The following is an 18802-nucleotide window of genomic DNA, read 5'->3' on the forward strand; positions in this document are numbered from 1 at the left end:
AAAGATTGCATGTTCAGGGGTGTAACTCTATAATGCCTGCGATTAAAAACGATCATCAGCTAAACTTGTCAAGCATGATTGCTGTGAGTGAATAAATAATGAGCCGAACTAGTCGCATGATTGACCGACGATTAGCGAAAGCTTTAGTCATTTTACAAGCATGCATGATCCCTGTTTCAGCCTTAATAGCGTGGGTCCTGAAAGACTCAACTGCAGCTTACAGCGCCGCACTTGGTGCGTTGGTGTGTTGGCTTGCAAGTTGTTATTTTTCTTGGCAATCGTTTCGAGCCGCAGGTGCGCGAGCTTCAAAACAGGTTCTTTCGAACATGTATAGAGGCTTGATGGGCAAGTTTGCAATTGTGATTGTTGGTTTCATTTTAATTTTAAGCAACGTCAAACCGTTGTCAGCGGTGGCGCTGTTTTGTGGATTTATACTTGTTCAGACGATGACGTGGGTCGCACCTTTTTGGGCGTCACGACTCCGGAAATAAGTTTAAACACAACAAAAAATTGAAAAGTTTTTTAGGAGAAGAACGAGATATCAGGCAGCACGCGATGTTCGTTCTCTCTATTTAGTATTTGACATTGACCAGGTGTGATTTATGGCTGCTGAAGAACATGCCCTTACTTCGACCGAGTACATCAAGCATCACTTGACCAATTTAACCTATGGCAAAATGCCGGATGGTTCTTGGAAATTGGCTGAGACTGCTGATGAAGCTCAACAGATGGGGTTCACTGCTATTCACTTGGATTCAATGGGTTGGTCTATCACTCTCGGTGTGGTTTTCTGTTTGTTGTTCTGGTTAGTAGCGAAAGCTGCAAACGCTGGTGTTCCTACCAAGTTCCAGTCTGCAATCGAAATGATCATCGAGTTTGTTGACTCAAGTGTCCGCGACACTTTCCATGGCAAATCACGCTTAATTGCGCCTTTAGCCCTCACAATTTTTGTGTGGATTTTCCTGATGAATGCGATGGATTTACTTCCAGTGGATTTCATCCCGCATCTTGCAGGAATTATTGGTTCTAACGTATTTGGTATGGACCCGCATCACGTTTACTTCAAGATTGTTCCATCTACTGACCCTAACGTTACCCTTGGTATGTCATTGTCGGTATTTGTGCTTATCTTGTTCTATAGCATTCGTGAAAAGGGCATCGGCGGTTTCGTCGGCGAGTTAGCACTCAACCCATTTAACCCAAGTAACCCAGTTGCAAAAGCGTTGCTCATTCCAGTGAACTTGATTCTGGAACTCGTAACATTCCTTGCACGTCCAGTTTCATTGGCTCTACGACTTTTCGGTAACATGTATGCAGGTGAGTTAATCTTCATCCTCATCGCGTTATTACCGTTCTGGATCCAGTGGGCGTTGTCTGTGCCTTGGGCGATCTTCCACATTCTTGTTATTACATTACAAGCGTTCATTTTCATGATGCTGACTATCGTATACTTGAGTATGGCTAGCGAAAAACATTAATGGTATTGCCTGACTATCAACGGATGGTTGGGCTTAATTTTTTACTTTTATTTGGTATAAACCTAACCTCTGAGGAATTATCATGGAACTCACTTTAGGTCTAGTTGCAATTGCATCTGCTATCTTGATCGCTTTTGGTGCTTTAGGTACTGCGATTGGTTTTGGTCTTTTAGGCGGCCGTTTCCTTGAAGCTGTTGCTCGTCAACCAGAATTGGCTCCACAACTTCAAACTCGTATGTTCTTAATCGCGGGTCTTCTTGATGCTGTGCCTATGATCGGTGTTGGTATTGGCTTGTTCTTCATCTTCGCTAATCCATTTGTAGGTTAATCAGCTTAATTCCTAAATTAAACCATTGAGGAATAGCAATGAATATCAACCTCACATTGATTGGCCAAGCGATTGCATTTGCGATTTTTGTCGCATTCTGCATGAAGTTTGTATGGCCACCACTAATCAATGCGATTAGTGAGCGTCAGCGTAAAATTGCTGATGGCTTAAACGCTGCTGAAAAAGCGAAAGCTGACCTTGCCGATGCGCAAGCTCAAGTGAAAGCTGAATTAGACGCAGCTAAAGCACAAGCGGCTCAATTGATCGAACAAGCGAACCGTCGCGGTGCGCAATTGGTAGAAGAAGCGCGTACTCAGGCAGCTGCTGAAGGTGAGCGTATTCGTCAACAGGCTAAAGAAGCTGTTGATACTGAAATCAATGCTGCTCGCGAAGAATTACGTCAACAAGTGGCTGCTCTTGCAGTAACTGGCGCAGAAAAAATTCTGAACCAGCAAGTTGACGCAGAAGCTCACAATGCCATGCTGACTCAGCTGGCTGCTAAACTTTAAGAGAGGCGGATTATGGCTGAACTCTTGACGTTGGCACGCCCATACGCTAAAGCAGCATTTGCTTACGCTTCTGAGCAAGGTGCAACTGACTTTTGGTCAAATGCATTAACTTTGCTCAGTGCTGCGGTGCAAGACGAAGCATTTTCAGCTTACTTAAATCGCCCTGAGCTTACTCCTGCAGAGCAGGTAAGTGTTTTTGCTAAAGTTTTAGGTGAAGATCAAACCGCAGCAGTGTCAAACTTTTTGACATTGCTTGCTGAAAATGACCGTTTGACTCTTCTTCCTGAAATTGAAGCTGAATACGAACAGCTCAAATCACAGAATAACAACACTGTGGATGTTGTGATTGAATCAGCATTCCCATTGTCTTCTACACAAGAACAGCTACTTGCAGATGCGTTGAAAAAACGCTTTAACGCTGCAGTAAATGTTTCTGTAGAAGTTAAACCAGAGCTAATTGCTGGTGTAGTTATTCGTGCAGGCGACCAAGTGATAGATGATTCTGCGCTTAACAAGCTTGAAAAAATGCGGACTCGTCTTCTTGCGTAATTATTGATAAAAAATTACTGCGTAAAAGAAGACTGAACTTTAAAAAGATTGAGGTATAGCGCAATGCAACAACTGAATCCATCCGAGATCAGTGCGCTCATTAAACAGCGTATCGGCGATCTGGACACCAGCGCGACCGCTAAGAACGAAGGGACCATTGTTATGGTTTCCGACGGTATTGTGCGTATTCACGGCCTTGCTGATGCAATGTACGGTGAAATGATCGAATTCGACGGCGGCTTATTTGGTATGGCACTGAACCTAGAACAGGATTCAGTGGGCGTCGTTGTTTTAGGTAACTACTTAAACCTTCAAGAAGGTCAAAAAGCTCGTTGCACAGGTCGTGTATTAGAAGTTCCGGTTGGTCCAGAACTTTTAGGCCGTGTAGTAGATGCTTTGGGTAACCCGATTGATGGTAAAGGCCCTATTGATGCAAAATTAACTGATGCTGTTGAAAAAGTAGCACCAGGCGTAATTTGGCGTCAATCAGTGGATCAACCTGTACAAACTGGTTATAAATCAGTAGATACAATGATCCCTGTAGGCCGTGGTCAACGTGAGTTGATCATTGGTGACCGTCAAACTGGTAAAACAGCAATGGCGATCGATGCGATCATCGCTCAGAAAAACTCTGGCATTAAATGTGTATACGTAGCAATTGGTCAAAAACAATCGACTATCGCTAACGTAGTGCGCAAGCTAGAAGAAACTGGCGCTATGGCGTATACAACTGTTGTAGCAGCAGCTGCAGCTGATCCAGCAGCAATGTTGTATCTAGCTCCGTACTCTGGCTGTACAATGGGTGAATACTTCCGTGACCGTGGTGAAGACGCGCTTATCATTTATGATGACTTGTCTAAACAAGCTGTTGCGTATCGTCAAATTTCATTGCTTTTACGCCGTCCACCAGGTCGTGAAGCGTATCCAGGTGACGTATTCTATCTTCATAGTCGTCTACTTGAACGTGCTTCTCGTGTATCTGCTGACTACGTTGAGAAATTCACTAACGGTGAAGTTAAAGGCCAAACTGGTTCATTAACTGCATTGCCGATTATTGAAACTCAAGCGGGTGACGTATCTGCATTCGTACCAACGAACGTAATTTCGATTACTGATGGTCAGATCTTCCTTGAAACATCATTATTCAACGCAGGTATTCGTCCTGCTGTGAACGCGGGTATCTCTGTATCTCGTGTTGGTGGTTCTGCGCAAACTAAGATCATCAAAAAATTGTCTGGTGGTATCCGTACCGCTTTGGCTCAATATCGTGAACTTGCAGCGTTCGCTCAGTTTGCTTCTGACCTTGATGAAGCAACTCGTAAGCAACTTGAACACGGTCAACGCGTAACTGAATTAATGAAGCAAAAACAATATGCTCCATATTCAATCGCTGACCAAGCTGTTTCAATTTACGCATCTAACGAAGGCTACATGGCTGACGTAGACGTTAAGAAAATCGTTGCATTTGATGCGGCGTTAGTTTCTTACTTCCGTTCAGAACAAGCTGCGTTAATGCAAAAAATTGATGAGACTGGTGCTTGGGATAAAGATATCGAAGCAGCATTCAAATCAGGTATTGAAAGCTTTAAAGCGACTCAAACTTACTAAGTTTCAACATTGTTGAGAACTTAGTGTTGGTTTGGTTCACGGAATCAACCTTCGGAAGCTCGAAAGGGCTTTCGAATACTAGGTTAAGCGTATGGCAAATTTAAAAGAAATTCGCGCCAAAGTAGCTAGTATCAAAAGCACGCAGAAAATTACTCGCGCGATGCAGATGGTAGCAGCTTCTAAGATGCGTCGTGCGCAAGAGCGCATGGCTCAAGGCCGTCCGTATGCCGAAAATATGCACCGTGTAATTGCTCATTTGGTCCAAGCGAACCCTGAATATAAACACCGTTATATGGTTGAACGCCCAGTTAAGCGCGTTGGCTATATTATCGTGTCATCAGATCGCGGCCTTGCTGGTGGTTTGAACATTAACCTGTTCAAGAAAGTGGTCAAACACGTTCAACAGCAACAAGAGCAGTCAATTGAAGTTCAATTTGCTTTGATTGGTCAAAAAGCGGTTTCGTTTTTTAAAAACTACGGCGGTAAAGTGCTTGGTGCGACCACTCAGGTGGGCGACACTCCGAGTCTTGAGCAGTTATCTGGTTCTGTACAGGTGATGTTAGACGCTTATGATAAAGGCGAGTTAGATCGTATTTATCTAGTGTCAAACGGCTTTGTCAATGCCATGACTCAAAACCAAAAAATCGAACAACTTGTTCCTTTGGCAGCTGCTGAAGAAGACAAGGGTCTTAACCGCCAATACGGTTGGGATTACATCTACGAACCTGAAGCTGAAGAGCTTTTAAATGGTTTGTTGGTTCGTTACATTGAGTCTGTGGTTTACCAAGGTGTGATTGAAAACATCGCATGTGAACAGTCTGCACGTATGGTTGCAATGAAAGCTGCAACGGATAACGCGGGCGAACTGATCAAGAATCTGCAACTTATTTATAACAAGCTGCGTCAAGCCGCGATTACTCAGGAAATTTCTGAGATCGTTGGTGGTGCCGCTGCCGTTTAACATTATTTTGAATTGAGGAGACAGCAATGAATAGCGGTCGTATCATTCAGATCATCGGCGCGGTTATCGACGTCGAGTTTGAACGCAACAGCGTTCCTAAGATCTATGACGCTCTCCATGTTGATGGTACTGAAACTACTTTAGAAGTTCAGCAACAGCTTGGTGATGGCGTAGTTCGTACTATTGCAATGGGTTCTACTGAAGGCCTTAAGCGTGGTTTGAACGTTACTAATACTGGCGCTCCGATCTCTGTACCTGTGGGTACAGCGACTCTTGGTCGTATTATGGACGTTTTGGGTCGCCCTATCGATGAAGCTGGTGATGTTGCTACTGAAGCACGTTTACCAATTCACCGTGCAGCGCCTTCTTACGCTGAACAAGCAGCTTCTACTGACCTTCTAGAAACTGGTATTAAAGTCATCGACTTGCTATGCCCGTTCGCGAAAGGTGGTAAAGTTGGTCTGTTTGGTGGTGCCGGTGTTGGTAAAACTGTAAACATGATGGAGTTGATCAACAACATCGCTAAAGCTCACTCAGGTTTATCTGTGTTTGCTGGTGTTGGTGAGCGTACTCGTGAAGGTAACGACTTCTATCACGAGATGAAAGACTCTAACGTACTTGACAAAGTAGCGATGGTTTACGGTCAGATGAACGAGCCACCGGGTAACCGTTTACGCGTAGCGTTGACTGGTTTGACTATGGCTGAGTACTTCCGTGACGAGAAAGACGAAAACGGTAAAGGCCGTGACGTACTATTGTTCGTAGATAACATCTATCGTTATACACTAGCGGGTACTGAAGTATCAGCACTTCTAGGTCGTATGCCATCTGCAGTAGGTTACCAGCCTACACTTGCAGAAGAGATGGGTGTTCTTCAAGAACGTATTACATCGACTAAGTCTGGTTCTATTACGTCAATCCAAGCGGTATACGTACCTGCCGATGACTTAACAGATCCATCGCCTGCAACTACATTCGCCCACTTGGACGCAACTGTTGTATTGAGCCGTGACATCGCATCTTCTGGTATTTACCCAGCGATCGATCCACTTGACTCTACTTCACGTCAGTTAGACCCATTAGTAGTTGGTGCTGAGCATTATGAAATTGCTCGTTCAGTTCAAAACGTTCTTCAACGTTATAAAGAATTGAAAGACATCATTGCGATCTTGGGTATGGACGAGCTTGCAGAAGAAGATAAGTTGACTGTTTACCGTGCGCGTAAAATCCAACGTTTCTTCTCTCAACCGTTCCACGTAGCTGAAGTGTTTACTGGTGCTCCTGGTAAACTTGTACCGCTTAAAGAAACAATTCGTGGCTTTAAAGGTCTTCTAGCTGGTGAATACGATCACATCCCAGAACAAGCGTTCTACATGGTTGGTGGTATTGACGAAGTTATTGCTAAAGCCGAGAAACTTTAATTAGCTACTCTAATTTAGGAGATTCTCATGGCGACTATGCAATGTGATGTTGTAAGTGTAAAAGAGTCTTTGTACTCTGGCGCTGTAACTATGCTAATTGCTAAAGGTGCTGGCGGTGAGTTGGGTATTATGCCTGGCCATGCTCCGTTGGTAACTTTGCTTCAACCGGGCGCGATCCGCGTTCTGTTGGAAAACGGTACAGAAGAATTAATCTATGTATCTGGTGGTGTACTTGAAGTTCAACCGCATGTCATCACGGTTCTTGCAGATACTGCAGTTCGTGCTGAAAACTTAGATGAAGCTGCAATTATTGAAGCACGTAAAAATGCTGAAACTTTGCTAGCAAATCAAAAGAGCGACTTGGACTCTGCTGCTGCTTTGGCTGCTCTTGCAGAAACTGCTGCTCAGTTGGAAACCATCCGCAAAATCAAAAACCGCGCTCAATAAGAGACGGTTCGAGATTGAAAAACCACCCGAAAGGGTGGTTTTTTTATGTCTGAATTAAAAGCATGAGTTTCGCAATTGATAAATCTAAAGTTGCATATATTTTCTTCATTTCATGTACTAATTTCAGGTCATTCTATTTATAAATTTTCTTCTATGAATCTTATCGAACACGAACCGTATTTTTGGGAACTTTACCAAGACGTTGAACAGTATTATCTCAGTATCGCTGTGGATATGAGTTCAGTGGTGTCTTGCTGGGACTTGGTATTAACTCAGGAAGAAGTCTTAGCTTATAAACAGCAAGGTCGAAAGAGTATTGAGGAACTGACAAAAGCTATGGTTAATACAGCTTATAAAGGGGATTTTTCCCCAATGGAAAACCGCATAGCTAAACCTGAACAACAGCAAGCCATGCAGGCGGCATTTAAAGCCTGGCGTGAACAAAAGGTAAGCTAAATTTTAGAAGCGATTTAAAGGAATTGATAGCTGTAGATCAATTGATAGGCAGCTTTAAGGATGGGTGACTTGATCAGACCCATTCAGCTGAGTTGAATGGGTCTAAATCGGCTGAAGAACTATTAGCTTTCTTGCTCTTGTTCATTCTGCTCTGGCTCGTCTTGACCTTGTGGAATCATCATACTGGCCAGTTTGACCATTTCCATCTGGATGCTGCCCATCTGCTTTTCAATTTTCTTGAAATCAACCTGGCTTAAATCAACATCGCCATTTAATAGTGGGGTCGCCAGCACTTGCTGGTTGGCCTGCATAATATTTTGACGAATTGAATCAATTTCCTGACTTTTCAGGTTCAAACCAGTCAATGCCTGATTAAATCCAGTCAGTTGTTGTTGCAGGTTTTTAGCCGTAGCCTGTAACTGCTGCTGATCTTTATCATTAATGGCTGTTTGCAATTCACTTTGGGTTTGCTTCAACTGTTCAACATAATCGCCCGCTTTAAGCTGCATGTCTGCAACATCGCGCACAATGTAAAACATATTGCCCGTCTTCAGCTCAGCCTTAGGTGTTTCTGTTGACGCTGAATTAGATTCAGAAACCGGTTCAGATACTTCATTTGATTGAGAGACTGGGGTTTCATCGGTATCGGGTGAATTTGCCTGTTCACAACCAATCAATAAAAGACCCGCACTAAACATCACAAAAGGAGAAATCACATTTTGGATGATTTTTTTCATAATCAATTCATATCTTTACTTTAGTGCTTGTTAATATAAGGGCGAAATGTGTAGAAAAAACTGATTGTTGCAAAGCGATAACAAATTTATTTTTAGGTATTAAAAAAGAGTGCCGAAACACTCTTTTCTCACCGAGATTGTGGGATATTAACCCGCAATAATTTTAATAATATTGTGACTCATGACATTGGTTAGCACATAATCGCCATTCACTTTAATCCATTGCTGGTTTTTACCGGGCTTGCTCAATTTTTTAAACTTTTTGTGGTCGATTTTATAGCTTTGGCTATGGTACTGAACGGGAACTTTTTGACCCACTCTCCAGTCATGCGATGGATTCACCGCTTTTTTATGCACAACTTTATGCTGCTGAACAGGTGCCTTATGATAGTTTTGAACTTGATGAGATGGGCTGTGATGATCTTGTGGAGCGGCCATTGCAGGTGCAGCAACTAAAGCAGTAGAGAATGATAAAACAATTGCTTTGTTTAGAGTATTCATACTTCACCTTGTCTATATGGCGGTTGGTTGATGAGTTCATCCTATGCCTAAGTCATTGATAGATAGTGAATGTAGTGTTGTTGAATAATTAAAATAAAGGATGAAATGTGAAGTAATTTAACTGAATTTTTATTTATTTAACTTATTGGTTTTATAATAAAAAAATAAGCATCTACAGAGTGTGTAGATGCTTACATTGGTGCTGCAAATTACTTGGCAAGTTCAGCATTCACTGCATCAACAATACGTGGGTCATCTGCGGTAATATCCGGGGCAAAACGCGCCACCACTTCACCTTGTTTATTAATCAGGAATTTTTCAAAGTTCCATAATACTTCAGGCGGCTGGTTTGGGGTTAAGCCATAATCGACCAGATCTTTCCACCAAGGTCCTTCACCAATACGTTCTGGAATTGCCTGAGTTAAGGTTTGATAAAGCGGATGTTTGTCTTCACCAGCAACAGAAATTTTAGAAAATAGCGGAAAATCCACTTGATAATTCAAAGAACAGAATTCTTGAATTTCTGTATCTGAGCCCGGTTCCTGCGCCAGGAAATTATTGGCAGGAAAACCTAAAATTTCCAGTCCTTGGTCTTTCTTTTCTTTATAAAGTTTTTCCAGACCTTCGTATTGTGGGGTCAAACCACATTTAGAGGCAGTATTTACAATGAGTAGAACTTTACCTTGATACTGATTCAGTGTGGTGTCAGTGCCTTGAATAGTTTTGACCGGAATGTCATACACAGATTGACTCATTTTATTTTCCTTAATGACTTGAGATGAACACTGCTTTGTTTTAAAGCTTATTGTGCATGCCGGCAAGTCTTTATTGATATTAATATATAAACAATTCATCCATAGCCGAATAAAAAAGACAGGTCAATTGACCTGCCTGTTTTCATTCAATGGCAATTACTTAACTGTTTTAGCTTTGCTTTCTAAAGCTTGCATTTCAGTCACCAACTCTTTTTGCAACTCAGCAGCACGATTTCGTAGTTCAGATATTTTTTTCATATCCGGTTTTTCGGCAATGCTTTCTTCGGATAGTTGTATGCCAAGATTATTGGATTCTTTGATTTTATCCCGTACTGCATCAAGCTCAGAACTTTTCAGGGATAAAGCATCCAGATCCCGGTTAAAGTTAGCAATGTAGGTTTTCATTTCTGCAACGGTCGTGCTGAGCGTAGCTTTGTCATTTTTTTGCGCAGCCTGATTGGCTTTGTTCTGTAAATCTAAAGCCTCTTTGGAACGATTGTTGGAGAGGGTCTGAATTTCAATTAAATCACTTTTAATATCTTGGGCATTGTTTGAGCTGAGAGTTGCCGGCGCAGGTTGTGTGCTAGCAGGCGCAGAAGTCGTTGTTGCCGGGCTGGTTGCTGACGATGCGGGTGCTTCATTTGACTTTTTATCACATGCCGTTAATGCCAGGGCAGCAACACAGAGTGAAGCCATTAAGGGAGTTTTCATATCGCATCCTCATTAGATCCAATCTAGCGATAAGACCTAAATTTATTTATACAGATTAAAAAATACGGCGCAGACTCAAGAGACTGCTTTCATCAAAATGACATATTTATGGATTGATTCACTAGAACGTTTTTGTTGTTAAGCTGCTGCAAATTGCAAAGAAAGTTATTGAAAAGCGATAAAAATAAACTCTCGGTGAGTTATGTGATGGTTGAGTTATTAAATCTTATCAAGATGTGAGTCAATACAAGAACGCATGGATTTAATCATCAGGATTATTTGAGAATTTTAATTCTATTTAAAAAGACCCTTCTATGTAGAGTGAGCAGACCATAGAGCCTGTAGTTGTCGTGAATCAGGAGTGTAGAAAGTTTGATATTTCATGTTTTAATACAGGGGTAAAAATCATACTGAATAGTTAAATTATAGGGCAGGGAATGACACAGGATCATAAAACAGTATGGTGGGCACTGGCTTTACCGTTATTGGCCGTCTTAATCTGGTCAATGAATATTACCGTCACCCGTTATGTGGCGGACTATATTTCTCCCGTCAGTATCAGTTTCTACCGCTGGCTGGTGGCTTTTGTGGTCTTAACTCCGTTTATGCTGAGCAAGGTCTGGCGTGAACGTCAGCTGGTCTTGGCACACTGGAAACAGCTGGCGGTACTTGGTGCTTTTGGGATGGTGCTGTACCAAGGGTTGGGCTATAGCGCCGCGCATTATACTACTGCCACCAATATGGGCATTATCAACGCCTTTATTCCCGTGTTTACTATTTTTGTCTCCATGCTGATGCTGAAGGATATACCCAACCGTTTTGCCATTATAGGCAGCATTCTATCTTTTGCCGGTTTGCTTTATGTGATGGCACAGGGAAATTTTGCCCGTCTGGTGCAATCTGGCGGACATCTGGGCGATGTCATGATGGTACTAGCGGTATTTTTTTATGCATTTTATGGTGTTTTTCTTAAGAAATGGCAACTCCAGATTCCCTTGCTGATTAGCCTCTATGTACAGATTATTTTTGCCTTGCTTTACCATTTGCCTTTTGTGGTATGGCTGGGCTTGGATGCTATTAATCCGCAGAATCTGGGTAGTGTGCTGTATGCCGGTATTTTCCCTTCCTTAATTGCTCCACTGGTCTGGATGATGGCTGTACAGATGCTCGGACCGAACCGCACCAGCATTTTTATGAACTTAATGCCAGTCTGCACTGCCGTTATTGCGAATGTGTGGTTGGGTGAAGCATGGACCATGTATCACAGCATCGGTGGTTTGATCATTTTATGGGGTATTTTATTAGCCCAGAAAAAAGATCTAACTGTCAGCGCCGCAAAATTGAATAGCTGAATTAAATAAAATGTTTAAAAAATGGACAAACAAAAATATTTTTTACAGCTATTTTTTATTCAACAGGTCATTTTGCAAAGGTGTGAAAAAGATCTAAAAACGATTATTTTTTTAAAATATAATTAAAAATAGTGAGATAATTTAAATTGTTATAAAAATATGCTCACGCGTTCATAGTTTTTAAATGTATTTTAAGATAAATAATATATTTGTATAAAGAAACGAGTTATTACATAATACTTATATCGTGAATGTTTAAGTTTTTCTTAACAATCTTTAAACTTTCGCAACCAGATTTACAGACCCTCTGGATGTGATTTATGCACATCCTTTTTCATGCTCAACCGTCCCTATATGGTTGAGCTTTTTTTTGCCTGAAAATTATTAGTCTGCATCACAAAAATGACCCGCTTAAGCGCGGATCACTTCACCTGTTTCAGCATCAATGATGCGACTCGGTTCTTGGCTAAGGCCTAAATCACCATTCAGGTAATCAATTTGAGTTGAGAAATACTGGCTGGCTTCTTGAAGGGAACGGGCAGGGTTTCCTCCAGCAGGATTAGCACTAGTGGAGACAATAAAACCATTAAAGGCATTGCAGAGTGCGACGCATAATGGATGGTTAGTAACCCGTACAGCAACTTTAGCATGGTTGCCTTTAATCCAGGCAGGAATATGATCGCCTGCGGGTAATAACCAGGTGGTTGCGCGCTCAGTGGGAGAGCGATGACTCCAGGAGTCTATCACTTTTTGACGCATTTCCGCATTTAGCGATTCCAACAGATGCTCTACTTGCGCAATTTGCGCTGCCAGTAAAATCACCCCTTTTTCAATGGGACGCTGCTTTAAACGTAAGATTTCCAGGAACGCTTGTTGGTTAAAAGGATCACAGCCTAAGCCCCAAACTGCCTCTGTAGGGTATGCTAAAACATGTCCCTGTTTTAAACATTGAGCAGCTTCGGCAACAGAGGTGGTAATCATCAGATTTTTCCCTTCATATTTATTAAAAGAGTATTGTGAACCTTATTTGCCTGGACGACAACGTAGATAAAGTCCTGCCTGCTGCATACATAGCCCAAGTAACTCCAATTCCATCAACTGACTGGTCAGTGTAGCCACATCCAGCTTTTGTCTGAGCATGATCTCATCGATATGTTGTCCGACCCAGTCCAGCTGATTGTACAAAATATTTAAATGCGCTGGTAACTCAGGTTGAATATCTAAAGAATTAGTTTTGCATGTCTGTTGGTTGTGCTGTTGAGCGTGCCACTGGGTCGGTAGAGCCAGATCTTCAATGACCTGATCAGGATGATCCACTAAAATGGCACCTTCACGGATTAGCTGATGGCAGCCTTGATGGTGCTCGCTATAAATATGACCCGGAATGGCAAAAATCAATTTACCCTGTTCAGCTGCCCATTTCGCCGTGATTAAAGAACCACTTTTCAGCGCAGCTTCTGCAACAATCACCCCGAGACTTAAAGCACTGACAATGCGGTTACGCCGTGGAAAATGTTGCTGCAAAGGTGGGGTGCCGGGTAAAAACTCGGTAATGACGGTGCCGTGATGCGTAAGAATTTGCTGGCGTAATGGCTGGTTTTGACTGGGATAAGTCTGGTCCAACCCTGTTCCCATCACGGCAATGGTGCGGTTGTGCTGTAAAGCCCCGCGATGGGCGGCTTCATCAATTCCTTGCGCCAAGCCGCTATTGATATAAAAACCCTTTTCACTGAGATAATAGGCAAAGTCATAGGCTACTTGACGGCCGTGATGACTCGGTTTGCGGCTACCGACAACGGCAATTTGCGGTTGTAACAGCGCTTGCGCATCACCTTGGCCAAACAGGATCGGCGGTTTGTCAGCATAGGGCAGCAGTTGCTGCGGGTAGTGCGCATCATTTTGCAACAGCACAAAATCACTCTGTTTTTGAATCAGGTCAATACAGTGCTGAAACTTCAGCTGTGATTCAGCAAGATGAAAATCTTGCAGGCGTTGAATATGATTTTTGTAAATACCCAACTTTTGCCAAGTTTCACTCTGATCCGGCTGTGTGGCTTCAGCGAGATGGGTATAGTGCTGACTAATTTTATAAAAGCTGGTCAGTGAGTGTTGTACCAGAAACCATAGCCGAATGTAGTCCAGCTGCAAAGAGCTTAGTGAAGTGAGCATAACGAGACCTTTTTATATGTCTTCTTATTGTTGTTTAAATTATTGTTTAAAATAAATGAGGCTAAATCTCAGCCTCATTTTTATATTTTACTCTAAGGATTATTCATCCATGAGTGGGGGTTGAACGCCAGCACCCACTTTAATTGGTAATTCACTATCTAGTACATAGGCATAACTTAGGTTATCAAAGCTTTTGAAAACCATGATATTACCAATGCGTTGTCCAGGGAGTTGTACGCGTTCTTTGGTTTTCGGGTCAGTAACGACTTCACCTTTCTGGTTCACCGCCAATACATGTCCGGCTTGAACACCTTGCAAACTGCCACGGTCAATGGTTACTACACTGTGTTTTGCTGCGGTACCAATTGAACCCATCACGCGAACCACTTGGCCACCGGCAACCACATCTTCAGCATTGGTCGGGTAGAACAAGGTTGGAAGCATCGGATCATATTCAGGCAGTACACGGTCACCGCGACGCACTTCGGAATTATAAGTATCGGTTAACTCTAGGGTGGTAATGTCATTTTCACCACGGATGGCTACGCCAGAGGCCACCTGAATCAATTCAAGACCGGCATTGTATTTTTTGCCTTTGGCATCAGTAAACATGTACGGTTCACCTTCACGGTAAACGGCATAGCGTTGGCCGACTTCCAGACCATTTCCACGTGCATAAACGGTTTGACCTTTAGCCGCAAGAACACGTTGATCCGCCGTCCCTAAAATGTATGGCGTACCAGCAACCGATTCAGGTGCCACAATGGTACTGCGCTCTAACCATTGCTTGATGTATTCCAGCGGAATGACTGGAATGGCATTGTTTAATGATTCAATCCGAACCTGAGGTTGTAATTTGGTGCCACCGGTATAACGACGGATAATCCCTTCACAGCCATCACCTTCATCTTTACCGATGATCGGTTTGCCATTATAAGTACACATCAGCAGGCGGTCGCCCGGGAAAATCCAGTGTGGATTTTTCACATGTTTATTGCTGGCCCAGATTTCAGGCCAACGTACCGGATTTTTTAAAAATCTTTTGGAAATATCCCATAATGTATCGCCTTTTTTTACCACATAAACTTGTGGTGCTCCGGCTTTTAATGCAGGTGGATTGATATTGCGCGCAGGTGCTGCTTCAGCAATGTTCACCATCCCGGCCCCAACACTTACACATACGGCAAGTGCCAATAATTGTTTTTTAAACCCCAAGGCACTAAAAGTTGGTGCGCCCTTCAAAACCTTTTTCATTATCATAATTCCTAAAATTATGTATGTAGTTGCGTTATAATAACGATATTACACACATTTTTTTGATGAAGCATTCCTTCATTTTGTTTTTTGATCAATGGCATAAGTGAGGACACCGTATGGCCTTATTACCTATTTTAAGTTTCCCGGATCCCCGTCTTCGTACCATTGCTAAACCAGTCGAAGAAGTCACTGATGAAATTCGTCAGCTCGCAGCCGATATGTTTGAAACCATGTATGAAGCCCCAGGTATTGGCTTGGCTGCTACACAGGTAGATCGTCACATTCAGCTGATTGTCATGGATTTATCTGAAAATAAAGATCAACCCATGGTATTTATTAACCCCAAAGTTACGCCATTAACTGAAGAAACTCAGCCTTATGAAGAAGGCTGTCTGTCTGTGCCTCAAATATACGACAAAGTTGAGCGTCCGTCACGCGTAAAAATAGAGGCAATTAACCTTGAAGGTCAGTCATTTGAACTGGAAGCAGACGAACTTCTCGCTGTTTGTATTCAACATGAAATGGATCACTTAAATGGCAAGTTATTTGTCGATTATTTATCGCCTTTAAAACGTCAACGTGCACGTGAAAAAGTGGAAAAAGTTACTCGTCAGCGTCAAAAAGAAAAAGTTGCAGTAAAGCGTTAAAGGCTACATTTTCTCGATTAAATAGTCTTAACAAAGCCCCATTCAGATTGGGCTTTGTTATACTTGCATCCGACAAATTTCAGGATTTGCCTGTGTTATTCCGTAGTGGATTGCTGCTGTCAATTACAGCAGTGTTTTTACAGATTGCTGTATTTTTACAGCCCTTGCTACCGAAGCAATATCAGGTTGCTCCGGTCTGTGAAACCATTACGCGTGCGTTATTGCAAAAACCTGCTTCGCAGCATATTTCCACATCCACACATGCTCATCATCAGCTTCATCAAGATCATCAACAACAGTCTGCAGAACATGATCATCATGATGCCAACCATCAATGTCAGTACTGTACTGTCTACGGGAATCTGGTCTTACCACCTGAATTAGAAATCAAAGAAGTTTTGGATCGTATTCAGGTGCGCTTAATTGCCTTCCAAAAGACTTTTAGTCATGTCTGGTTTGTTTTACAGCGACTCTTTCTCATTCCCCAAGGACGAGCTCCGCCACTATTTACATAAATCCAAAGGCATTTTCGGGTCTTGACTGACTCTAGCCCTTGCGCTGCTTCAGCTGCAGCTTATATTTATGTAATAGTGAGATTGAAAAATGGCTCAGCCTAAATTCTATTTACAGCCCGTTGCGGCTGCAATTTGTGTTGCCGGTTGTTCAGCCACGGTATTTGCCGAGCAGCAAACCACAACTGTTCAAACTTTAGCGCCGATTGTGGTGACTGCTCATCAGGGCAATGATGCCAACGGTTTGATTGTGCATGCCGATCCCAAACAGCCGATCCAGCCCATTCCGGCCAGTGATGGTGCTGATTATCTGCAAAGTATTATGGGATTCAGCTCGATCAAAAATGGCGGTACCAATGGCGATGTGACTTTCCGTGGCATGTTTGGTTCACGGATTAAAATTTTAGCCGACGGTACGGAAAATTTGGGCGCCTGCCCAAACCGTATGGATGCGCCGACCTCTTATATTTCGCCGGAAAGTTATGACCGTATTTCGGTGATTAAAGGGCCACAAACCGTGCAATATGCCAATACCGGTTCGGCTGCAACGGTGATCTTTGAACGTGAGCCTGAAAAACTATCTGACGATAAAAATTATCGAGGTCAAGCCAGTGTGCTGGCAGGTTCATATGGTCGCCTTGATCATAATATTGAAACCGCTGTTGGCGATGAACAAAAATATATTCGTTTAAATGCCAATCGCTCTGTTTCAGACAGCTATAAAGATGGAGATGGCAATACCGTGCCTTCAGACTGGGAACGCTGGAATGCAGATGTCGCTTTAGGCTGGACACCGGATGAAAATACATGGGTGGAATTGACTGGCGGCAAGGCGAATGGAGAGGCAGTTTATGCTGGCCGTTCGATGGATGGCTCGCAATTTGCCCGTGAAAGTCTGGGACTTCGTGTAGAAAAGAAAAATGTCACTGATGTGATCGAGAAAATCGAAGCACAAGTGAACTATAGCTTTAATGATCATGTCATGGATAACTTTAGTTTACGTGAATTTAAACCGGACGGCATGATGAGTATGCCTATGGCTTCCAACGTAGCGCGAGAAACCTTAAACGCACGTCTGGCTGTAACTCAACAATGGGATAAATTGCAGTTAATTAGCGGTGTAGATAGCCAAAACAATGAGCACTCCACACGCGAGGGCAGTTTAATGACGCCTTATCAGGACCAAGTGCGGAACAAAGATATGAAATTCCGCTCCTATGGTGCTTTTGGTGAATTAAGCTATCAATTGAGTGAGCAAAATAAATGGGTCGGTGGGGTTCGTGTCGATCAGGTCAATGTCAAAGATTTACGTTCTGATTCTGTAGAGGAAGGCTATAACCGCGAACTGGATAAAACCTTGCCAAGTGCATTTATTCGTTTTGAAAAGCAGCATCCTGAACATGATGCGAAAACTTATATCGGCGTAGGATATGTCGAACGTATGCCAGATTACTGGGAGCTGTTTAGTACCGCACATGGTAATCCCGGAACCGTAAATTCATTTAATGGGATCGATACCGAAAAAACCTTGCAGCTGGATTTAGGCTATCAACATGAACATGGCGCACTGAATTCCTGGGTTTCTGCTTATGCAGGATTAATCAATGATTATGTATTGATGAATTATCACATGCATAGCATGCCGGGCATGATGAGTCATGGCAAAACAGCGGGTGCTAAAAATGTCGATGCCACAATTGCCGGTGCTGAAGCAGGAGTAGGTTATCAATTTACCGATCGTCTACAGGCAGATGTGAGCGCCATGTATGCTTGGGGTGAAAATACCAGCGACAATACGCCGTTGCCACAAATTTCACCTTTAGAAGGACGGGTCAATCTGCGTTATATTCAGGATAAATATACATTAGGCGCATTATGGCGAGTGGTCGATCGTCAAAACCGCATCAGTGTAGATCAGGGTAACATCGTAGGTTATGACTTGGCTGAAAGCAGCGGTTTCGCAACCTTATCTTTAAATGGTACTTATCATGTTCGTGATGGTGTGGATTTGTCTGTGGGGGTAGATAATGTATTTGATAAAAGCTATAGCGAACATTTAAACAAGGCAGGCAGTGCTGGCTTTGGTTTCGCGGCTGATGAACAATTCAATAATATTGGTCGAAATTATTGGGCTAGGATTGGTTTAAAGTTCTAATCTGAATGGTTTTAAGACAAAAAGCAGGACAATCGTTCTGCTTTTTGTCTTTTTTATTTAATTAATTTATTAAAAAACAATTATTTATTTACTTGTGATATTTCTAAAATAAATAATCATTATTTTATTTAAATATTTTTAATATTAAAAACAGTAACTTATAAATATATTGGTTTATAAAATAAACACACGTTCCAAGAGTTTTAAAAAAGGTATTGCAAGCCCCCTGAAATACTGTAGAATGCACAT

21 protein-coding genes are annotated in these 18802 nt (G+C 42.4%); 14 read left to right on the forward strand and 7 right to left on the reverse strand.

Annotated features, from left to right (window positions below):
• The first annotated feature begins 98 nt into the window (after positions 1-98).
• From B4C48_RS11265 to B4C48_RS11310, 10 genes are all read left to right on the forward strand, one after another.
• Positions 99-491: an ATP synthase subunit I gene (locus B4C48_RS11265; RefSeq protein ID WP_086196642.1), complete on the forward strand. Its 393-nt coding sequence runs from the start codon at positions 99-101 to the stop codon at positions 489-491.
• A 111-nt stretch (positions 492-602) separates the two neighbouring features.
• Entirely contained in the window at positions 603-1478 is an 876-nt protein-coding gene (atpB, locus tag B4C48_RS11270) for a F0F1 ATP synthase subunit A (protein ID WP_086176476.1), read from the forward strand.
• A gap of 82 nt (positions 1479-1560) precedes the next feature.
• Positions 1561-1806, forward strand: a complete 246-nt coding sequence (gene atpE / locus B4C48_RS11275) for a F0F1 ATP synthase subunit C (RefSeq protein WP_000424060.1) — start codon at positions 1561-1563, stop codon at positions 1804-1806.
• 38 nt (positions 1807-1844) lie between these two features.
• Positions 1845-2315 carry a F0F1 ATP synthase subunit B gene (locus tag B4C48_RS11280; RefSeq protein ID WP_078191477.1) on the forward strand — a complete coding sequence of 157 codons (471 nt, stop codon included), beginning with the start codon at positions 1845-1847 and terminating at the stop codon, positions 2313-2315.
• 12 nt (positions 2316-2327) lie between these two features.
• The gene (locus B4C48_RS11285) at positions 2328-2864 is read left to right on the forward strand and encodes a F0F1 ATP synthase subunit delta (RefSeq protein WP_291356526.1); all 537 of its coding nucleotides are present in this window, start codon (positions 2328-2330) and stop codon (positions 2862-2864) included.
• A 63-nt stretch (positions 2865-2927) separates the two neighbouring features.
• Entirely contained in the window at positions 2928-4472 is a 1545-nt protein-coding gene (gene atpA / locus B4C48_RS11290; protein ID WP_291356528.1) for a F0F1 ATP synthase subunit alpha, read from the forward strand.
• Between the two features lie 91 nt (positions 4473-4563).
• Positions 4564-5433 carry a F0F1 ATP synthase subunit gamma gene (gene atpG, locus B4C48_RS11295; protein WP_291356530.1) on the forward strand — a complete coding sequence of 290 codons (870 nt, stop codon included), beginning with the start codon at positions 4564-4566 and terminating at the stop codon, positions 5431-5433.
• Between the two features lie 26 nt (positions 5434-5459).
• Positions 5460-6854 carry a F0F1 ATP synthase subunit beta gene (atpD, locus tag B4C48_RS11300; RefSeq protein ID WP_291356532.1) on the forward strand — a complete coding sequence of 465 codons (1395 nt, stop codon included), beginning with the start codon at positions 5460-5462 and terminating at the stop codon, positions 6852-6854.
• Positions 6855-6881: 27 nt separating this feature from the next.
• The gene (locus B4C48_RS11305) at positions 6882-7301 is read left to right on the forward strand and encodes a F0F1 ATP synthase subunit epsilon (RefSeq protein WP_291356534.1); all 420 of its coding nucleotides are present in this window, start codon (positions 6882-6884) and stop codon (positions 7299-7301) included.
• Between the two features lie 153 nt (positions 7302-7454).
• Positions 7455-7757 carry a hypothetical protein gene (locus B4C48_RS11310; RefSeq protein ID WP_291356536.1) on the forward strand — a complete coding sequence of 101 codons (303 nt, stop codon included), beginning with the start codon at positions 7455-7457 and terminating at the stop codon, positions 7755-7757.
• A gap of 122 nt (positions 7758-7879) precedes the next feature.
• Here the strand turns inward: B4C48_RS11310 and B4C48_RS11315 are convergent, their stop codons facing one another.
• From B4C48_RS11315 to B4C48_RS11330, 4 genes are all read right to left on the reverse strand, one after another.
• Complete coding sequence (locus tag B4C48_RS11315; protein ID WP_291356538.1) at positions 7880-8494, reverse strand: hypothetical protein; 615 nt, start codon at positions 8492-8494, stop codon at positions 7880-7882.
• 147 nt (positions 8495-8641) lie between these two features.
• Positions 8642-8995, reverse strand: a complete 354-nt coding sequence (locus tag B4C48_RS11320) for an RcnB family protein (RefSeq protein WP_291356540.1) — start codon at positions 8993-8995, stop codon at positions 8642-8644.
• 209 nt (positions 8996-9204) lie between these two features.
• Positions 9205-9750 (reverse strand): glutathione peroxidase, encoded by a 546-nt coding sequence (locus B4C48_RS11325; RefSeq protein ID WP_291356542.1) that lies wholly within the window; start codon positions 9748-9750, stop codon positions 9205-9207.
• A gap of 156 nt (positions 9751-9906) precedes the next feature.
• A complete protein-coding gene (locus B4C48_RS11330) occupies positions 9907-10461 on the reverse strand; it encodes a hypothetical protein (RefSeq protein ID WP_291356544.1) in 555 nt (184 codons plus the stop codon).
• Between the two features lie 437 nt (positions 10462-10898).
• On the opposite strand from B4C48_RS11330, the gene B4C48_RS11335 reads away from it, so the two are divergent.
• A complete protein-coding gene (locus tag B4C48_RS11335; protein ID WP_291356546.1) occupies positions 10899-11813 on the forward strand; it encodes a DMT family transporter in 915 nt (304 codons plus the stop codon).
• Positions 11814-12224: 411 nt separating this feature from the next.
• Here B4C48_RS11335 and B4C48_RS11340 read toward each other — a convergent pair whose 3' ends face one another.
• From B4C48_RS11340 to B4C48_RS11350, 3 genes are all read right to left on the reverse strand, one after another.
• Positions 12225-12794, reverse strand: a complete 570-nt coding sequence (locus B4C48_RS11340) for an L-threonylcarbamoyladenylate synthase (protein ID WP_291356548.1) — start codon at positions 12792-12794, stop codon at positions 12225-12227.
• 42 nt (positions 12795-12836) lie between these two features.
• Positions 12837-13982, reverse strand: a complete 1146-nt coding sequence (gene dprA / locus B4C48_RS11345) for a DNA-processing protein DprA (RefSeq protein ID WP_291356550.1) — start codon at positions 13980-13982, stop codon at positions 12837-12839.
• Between the two features lie 99 nt (positions 13983-14081).
• Positions 14082-15236 (reverse strand): LysM peptidoglycan-binding domain-containing protein, encoded by a 1155-nt coding sequence (locus tag B4C48_RS11350; protein WP_291356552.1) that lies wholly within the window; start codon positions 15234-15236, stop codon positions 14082-14084.
• Between the two features lie 119 nt (positions 15237-15355).
• Between B4C48_RS11350 and def the strand changes: the two genes are divergently transcribed.
• The 3 genes from def to B4C48_RS11365 all read left to right on the forward strand — a co-directional run bounded on the left by def (position 15356) and on the right by B4C48_RS11365 (position 18553).
• A complete protein-coding gene (def, locus tag B4C48_RS11355) occupies positions 15356-15886 on the forward strand; it encodes a peptide deformylase (RefSeq protein WP_291356554.1) in 531 nt (176 codons plus the stop codon).
• Positions 15887-15978: 92 nt separating this feature from the next.
• Entirely contained in the window at positions 15979-16401 is a 423-nt protein-coding gene (locus B4C48_RS11360; RefSeq protein WP_291356556.1) for a DUF2946 family protein, read from the forward strand.
• Between the two features lie 88 nt (positions 16402-16489).
• Positions 16490-18553: a TonB-dependent copper receptor gene (locus tag B4C48_RS11365; RefSeq protein ID WP_291356558.1), complete on the forward strand. Its 2064-nt coding sequence runs from the start codon at positions 16490-16492 to the stop codon at positions 18551-18553.
• Positions 18554-18802: the final 249 nt, after the last annotated feature.

Source organism: Acinetobacter sp. UBA3106 (assembly GCA_002365595.1).
In the GTDB taxonomy this organism is placed as follows: Bacteria; Pseudomonadota; Gammaproteobacteria; order Pseudomonadales; family Moraxellaceae; genus Acinetobacter.

Coding starts and splice junctions, on each gene's coding strand:
- def (WP_291356554.1), top strand. CDS start 15,356: ATGGCCTTATTACCTATTTTAAGTTTCCCGGATCCCCGTCTTCGTACC.
- B4C48_RS11325 (WP_291356542.1), bottom strand. CDS start 9,750: ATGAGTCAATCTGTGTATGACATTCCGGTCAAAACTATTCAAGGCACT.
- atpE (WP_000424060.1), top strand. CDS start 1,561: ATGGAACTCACTTTAGGTCTAGTTGCAATTGCATCTGCTATCTTGATC.
- B4C48_RS11280 (WP_078191477.1), top strand. CDS start 1,845: ATGAATATCAACCTCACATTGATTGGCCAAGCGATTGCATTTGCGATT.
- atpG (WP_291356530.1), top strand. CDS start 4,564: ATGGCAAATTTAAAAGAAATTCGCGCCAAAGTAGCTAGTATCAAAAGC.
- B4C48_RS11350 (WP_291356552.1), bottom strand. CDS start 15,236: ATGAAAAAGGTTTTGAAGGGCGCACCAACTTTTAGTGCCTTGGGGTTT.
- B4C48_RS11340 (WP_291356548.1), bottom strand. CDS start 12,794: ATGATTACCACCTCTGTTGCCGAAGCTGCTCAATGTTTAAAACAGGGA.
- B4C48_RS11320 (WP_291356540.1), bottom strand. CDS start 8,995: ATGAATACTCTAAACAAAGCAATTGTTTTATCATTCTCTACTGCTTTA.
- B4C48_RS11315 (WP_291356538.1), bottom strand. CDS start 8,494: ATGAAAAAAATCATCCAAAATGTGATTTCTCCTTTTGTGATGTTTAGT.
- atpA (WP_291356528.1), top strand. CDS start 2,928: ATGCAACAACTGAATCCATCCGAGATCAGTGCGCTCATTAAACAGCGT.
- dprA (WP_291356550.1), bottom strand. CDS start 13,982: ATGCTCACTTCACTAAGCTCTTTGCAGCTGGACTACATTCGGCTATGG.
- atpD (WP_291356532.1), top strand. CDS start 5,460: ATGAATAGCGGTCGTATCATTCAGATCATCGGCGCGGTTATCGACGTC.
- atpB (WP_086176476.1), top strand. CDS start 603: ATGGCTGCTGAAGAACATGCCCTTACTTCGACCGAGTACATCAAGCAT.
- B4C48_RS11365 (WP_291356558.1), top strand. CDS start 16,490: ATGGCTCAGCCTAAATTCTATTTACAGCCCGTTGCGGCTGCAATTTGT.
- B4C48_RS11310 (WP_291356536.1), top strand. CDS start 7,455: ATGAATCTTATCGAACACGAACCGTATTTTTGGGAACTTTACCAAGAC.
- B4C48_RS11335 (WP_291356546.1), top strand. CDS start 10,899: ATGACACAGGATCATAAAACAGTATGGTGGGCACTGGCTTTACCGTTA.
- B4C48_RS11305 (WP_291356534.1), top strand. CDS start 6,882: ATGGCGACTATGCAATGTGATGTTGTAAGTGTAAAAGAGTCTTTGTAC.
- B4C48_RS11265 (WP_086196642.1), top strand. CDS start 99: ATGAGCCGAACTAGTCGCATGATTGACCGACGATTAGCGAAAGCTTTA.
- B4C48_RS11285 (WP_291356526.1), top strand. CDS start 2,328: ATGGCTGAACTCTTGACGTTGGCACGCCCATACGCTAAAGCAGCATTT.
- B4C48_RS11330 (WP_291356544.1), bottom strand. CDS start 10,461: ATGAAAACTCCCTTAATGGCTTCACTCTGTGTTGCTGCCCTGGCATTA.